The organism is Cyanobacterium sp. T60_A2020_053, assembly GCA_015272165.1.
Classification (GTDB): Bacteria; Cyanobacteriota; Cyanobacteriia; order Cyanobacteriales; family Cyanobacteriaceae; genus Cyanobacterium.
Genome location: JACYMF010000046.1, coordinates 1 through 4,641 on the forward strand (window position 1 = coordinate 1; position 4,641 = coordinate 4,641).

Annotated in this window: 4 protein-coding genes; 2 read left to right on the forward strand and 2 right to left on the reverse strand. The window is 35.8% G+C overall.

Translation table 11 applies throughout. The features are described 5' to 3' along the window. Positions 1-1,401 (reverse strand): hypothetical protein (locus IGQ45_06625; GenBank protein MBF2056887.1); only part of this gene is annotated, 1,401 nt, incomplete at its 3' end. 188 nt (positions 1,402-1,589) lie between these two features. Then, complete coding sequence (locus tag IGQ45_06630; protein MBF2056888.1) at positions 1,590-2,522, reverse strand: glycosyltransferase; 933 nt, start codon at positions 2,520-2,522, stop codon at positions 1,590-1,592. A 133-nt stretch (positions 2,523-2,655) separates the two neighbouring features. On the opposite strand from IGQ45_06630, the gene IGQ45_06635 reads away from it, so the two are divergent. Together IGQ45_06635 and cofH are read left to right on the forward strand one after the other, a co-directional pair. Continuing rightward, complete coding sequence (locus IGQ45_06635) at positions 2,656-2,940, forward strand: hypothetical protein (GenBank protein MBF2056889.1); 285 nt, start codon at positions 2,656-2,658, stop codon at positions 2,938-2,940. A gap of 473 nt (positions 2,941-3,413) precedes the next feature. After that, entirely contained in the window at positions 3,414-4,523 is a 1,110-nt protein-coding gene (gene cofH, locus IGQ45_06640) for a 7,8-didemethyl-8-hydroxy-5-deazariboflavin synthase subunit CofH (protein ID MBF2056890.1), read from the forward strand. Positions 4,524-4,641: the final 118 nt, after the last annotated feature.

A 4,641-nucleotide genomic window follows, 5' to 3' on the forward strand; every position in this document is an offset into this window, starting at 1 on the left:
GAGAGAATCATCTTCGGCAAATAATGCAATTCCGGCATCTTCTTCAGACTCCACAACATCAAAATTGAAGTCATCACCATCATCCAGCGCCCCTAAATCCTCATCAGACAAAGAAGTGTTATCATCTTCAAATAATGCTACTTCTGCATCTTCATTCGACTCTACCGAGTCAAAACTGAAGTCATCACCACCATCCAGCGCCCCTAAATCGTCTGTAGAGAGAGAATCATCTTCGGCAAATAATGCAATTCCGGCATCTTCTTCAGACTCCACAGAATCAAAACTGAAGTCATCACCATCATCCAGCGCCCCTAAATCGTCAACTGAGGGGGAGTCATCTTCACCAAATAATGCAACTCCTGCATCTCCTTCCGATTCCACAGAATCAAAACTGAAGTCATCACCATCATCCAGCACCCCTAAATCGTCAACTGAGAGGGAGTCATCTTCCGCAAATAATGCAACTCCTGCATCTTCTTCACCAGAAAAATAATCATCGTCATCAGGTTGCGCTTCAGCTTCTCCTGAGTCAAAGCTAAAGTTATCATCATCTGAAGATTCCTCGAATACTGCGACACCAGCATCATAGCTAAATTCCTCAGTTTCTGCTGAGTCTTCGGAGAAAGCAAATTCTTCAACTACTTCCTCAGTTTCTGCAGTGAATAAACCTACCTCGTCACGCATCTCCTCAGTTTCTGCTGAAAAAGATAACACCTCACTGGAATCATCAGTAATATCAGCGCCATCAAGTCTAGTATCCTCATCATCGGAGATGTCATCTACTAAATCAGAAAAAGCACCCAATACATCTTCAACTTTATCATCAATTTTATCATCAACGGTGGAGGGCGCTTCTTCTTCCGTTACTCCTCTTAATTCGTATTCCTCTCTAAAGGCACTAATTTGTTTTTCTAATTCAGTTTGATAATAAGTTTGTACCTCTTGAGATTGAGTTTGATAGGTTTCTTCTAATTGTGCCTTTTCTTCCTCCAGTTGTTCATTTTTTGTTTGTAACTCATCTACTGTAGCTTTTAAAATCTCAAATTCAGCTAATTGTGCTTGTAATTCACTGATAGTAGCTTGTAAAGACTCAATTTCTGCCGATGAGCCGTCTTCTACCGCAGAAGTGTTAGACTCTAAACCGGCGATAGTAGCTTGTAATTGTTGAATTTGAAGCTGGTAGTCTTCCTGTTGTTGTGCTAATTTTTGGTTATTTTCCTTTTCATACTCTTGACGTAGAGAAACAATTAATTCCTGCTTACGTTTTTCAAAGTCATTTTCAGCACTTTTCAAAGCCTTATCCTTTTCTTCTTCTACCTCAGAAACATTGACTTTATCTTTGTTGATAACAAAAACAACTACTGCGCCAATAACAATACCAATAATTAAACCAATTACCATTTCTATGCCTCCGCATTTTATATATGTGAGTTTGTTATACAGTCTTTCTTATTTTGATCTATTTGATCTAAAAGTATTATATTGATAAAATCTATTTACAATCGCTATTTTTCATAATTAAGTGAAAATACTCAAGATTTGAAGATAGTAGAATTTCATAATTATCCATTACCAATTGTTAATTTTCATCAACCCCTAGTTAAACGATAGGCTTGATAAACTGCCTTAACGTTATACCAATTCAGAAAAATTCGGGCAATTTCTAAAGCCAGTTGAGATTTACCGTGATTAATTAACCAACGTAATAAGGGTTTGGTAGTATTTTCATTTACCATTCCCCCGACGGAGAGAATTCCCCACAACAATTTATGAAGCCAAGTCATTTGAATCATCATTTTAACTTCATAGCTGGGATGCTTTTCATAAAATATTACTCCCATTCTGCCTCTTTGTTCTTCTTGATCAATTAATTTCGGGATTTGATCTAAACTAAAGGGAGGATGCCAATGATAACCCACAGCTTCGGGGCATTTTATCAATTTTAAGCCTAATTTTTTCAGTCTTACGCCCAATTCTAAATCTTCCCAGCCGTATTGACGAAAACTGGTATCAAATTTTCCTGCTTTTTCTAACCACTTTTTAGCAATGGCAACGTTTCCTGTGGCAAAATAGGCGGCGGAAAAATCAGTTATTTTATATGTTTCTGCGGTAGGATTATCAAAGTTAGCTGTATTAATTACTCTTCCATAGGTAAAAATCTTATCTTCTTTGTTTTCTTGTTGCGCTTTCGTCAAACTGTTACCATGTGATTGTAAAAATGTGGGTGTTACCACTAAGTCACTGTCGATGAAAATAATCCAATCTCCTTTGGCTTTTTCTATGCCGAAGTTACGGGCGCGCGCCGCCCCACCATGATTTTGCTGGTATAGGTTAACATGGGGTAAATTCTTTTTTTCTGTCTCAATCCAGTTAATGGTATTATCTGTAGAACCATCATCCACTACAACAATTTCATATTCTGAGATAATATTTTTATCATAGGTTTGATTTTCCAGCGCCCTTAAACATTTCTGTAAAATGGGTAGGCGATTATAAGTAGGAATGACAACGCTAAAATACACTTTTTTAACCTCAAGGCTATTTTGCTTTTCTTGATATTATCTTAATCTAAAAGAGCAAAAAGCAAAGGGCAAAGAAAGTTATGATGATTTATAAAGATAAAATTTCTATTGTTGCTTAACTAGGGGAGTTTTTATGAGTACCATAACAGATAATGATTTAAAAGAGTTAAAAGATTTAATTAATCATAGGTTAGATCGTCTCGAAAATAAAATGGATAGTTTAGAATCTAACTATAACAGCTTAGATAAAACTGTCAGCAACATCAATACAAAGTTAGAAACTATTAAACCTATTTTTGACAAAATACCTGAATTATCAGAGAAAATAGGCGAATATAAAAACTGGAAACAAATATCAGTTATTTTGATTACTGGTTTCCTGACTTCTTTATTTTGGATATTTAGAAATAATCCTTAAAAATAATCCATACTTTATTTTTTGCCGTTTTACTCTAAGGATAAATTTATATCGAATTCGGAGAATATGTTACCAATAAAAATAAATTTTGTCTTCGCATTTTACCCACTATGTAATGAATTACACGGAACCAATAGTTTTTCGTTCAATAAATTGAACTAAGATTATTTTTAATTGGCTTGTAAGTAATCAAACGGACTTAATATCACTTATTATTTAGGTAAAACTCTTTTTTTGTTTAATATGTAGGGTTTACTGAATAAATCAAAACTCTTGTCAAATAAAGGTTTAAAGTCTATTCTACATAACAAAAAGTGTCATAAATTGACTTTTTTCTCTAAAAATACTCTATTTTTTCCATCCCAATCAAAAATTATTAATTCTACATTCTAAATTCTAAATTCTAAATTCCCTCCCCTCAGCAAAATACTTTTTCAGCACCACCTATTTAATATTTTTATCATTAAAACTTTATGATTACTACTCCTAGTGAATTATTCTTTGACTTATCTTATAATCAGCTAACTAACTATTTAGCCGATGATAATTTATCCCATAATTTAATATTACAAGAAAAAGCTAATTTTTTAAGAAAACAGCAAGTGGGCGACACGGTAACTTATGTCATTAATCGCAATATTAATTTTACTAATATTTGTGAGCAACATTGTAGTTTCTGCGCCTTTCGTCGTGACGAAAATCAAGAAGGCGCTTTTTGGTTACAGACGGAAGATATATTGGTGAAGTGCGCTGATGCTGTTGCTAATCAAGCCACTGAAATTTGTATGCAAGGGGGTTTAAATCTTCAAGCCAAAATTCAAGGTAGTAGTTTAAAATATTATTTACAGTTAGTTACTACTATTAAAAATAATTTTCCGCAATTACATTTACACGCTTTTTCCCCCCAAGAAATCGAATTTATTGCCAGAGAAGATAATCTGACTTTTGATGATGTCATTATAGCATTAAGAGACCATGGTTTAGGTTCAATGCCGGGTACTGCAGCGGAGGTTTTAGATGATAATATTAGAAAAGTTATTTGCCCTGAAAAACTCAATTCTGCCACTTGGTTAGAGATTATTTCCAGCGCCCACCGCCTTGGCATTTACACTACTTCTACTATGTTATGTGGTACTATTGAAACACCAACACAACAGTTAAATCATTTGTTGAGTATTCGTCACTTACAAGAGAAAGCCTTAGAAAAAGGTTATCCAGCGCACATCACCGAGTTTATTTTATTGCCCTTTGTGGGAGAAGAAGCACCGAAACCGTTACGGCAGAGAGTCGGCAGAAATCAACCGGATTTGAATGCCACCCTGAAATTAACCGCCGTGGCGAGAATCGTTTTAGGAGATGTTATCCCTAATCACCAGCCAAGTTGGGTGAAATTGGGTTTACAGGGGGCGCTGAGGGCGCTGGAATGGGGTTGTAATGATATTGGTGGTACACTCATGGAAGAACATATTACCACCATGGCGGGCGCTAAGGGTGGTACTTGTTTAGATGTTGCCACCATCCAAGAAGCCATCACTTCTATTCAGCGCCCTTTCCGTCAACGTCACACCCTTTATAATGGATAACGAAGAATTAATAATGGATAATTAATTCATCACCTGTTATTTATTACCTCCCTCTGCTTCCCTTTCTCCCTCTGCTTCCCCTTCTCCCTCTGCTTCCCCTTCTCCCTCTGCTTCCCCT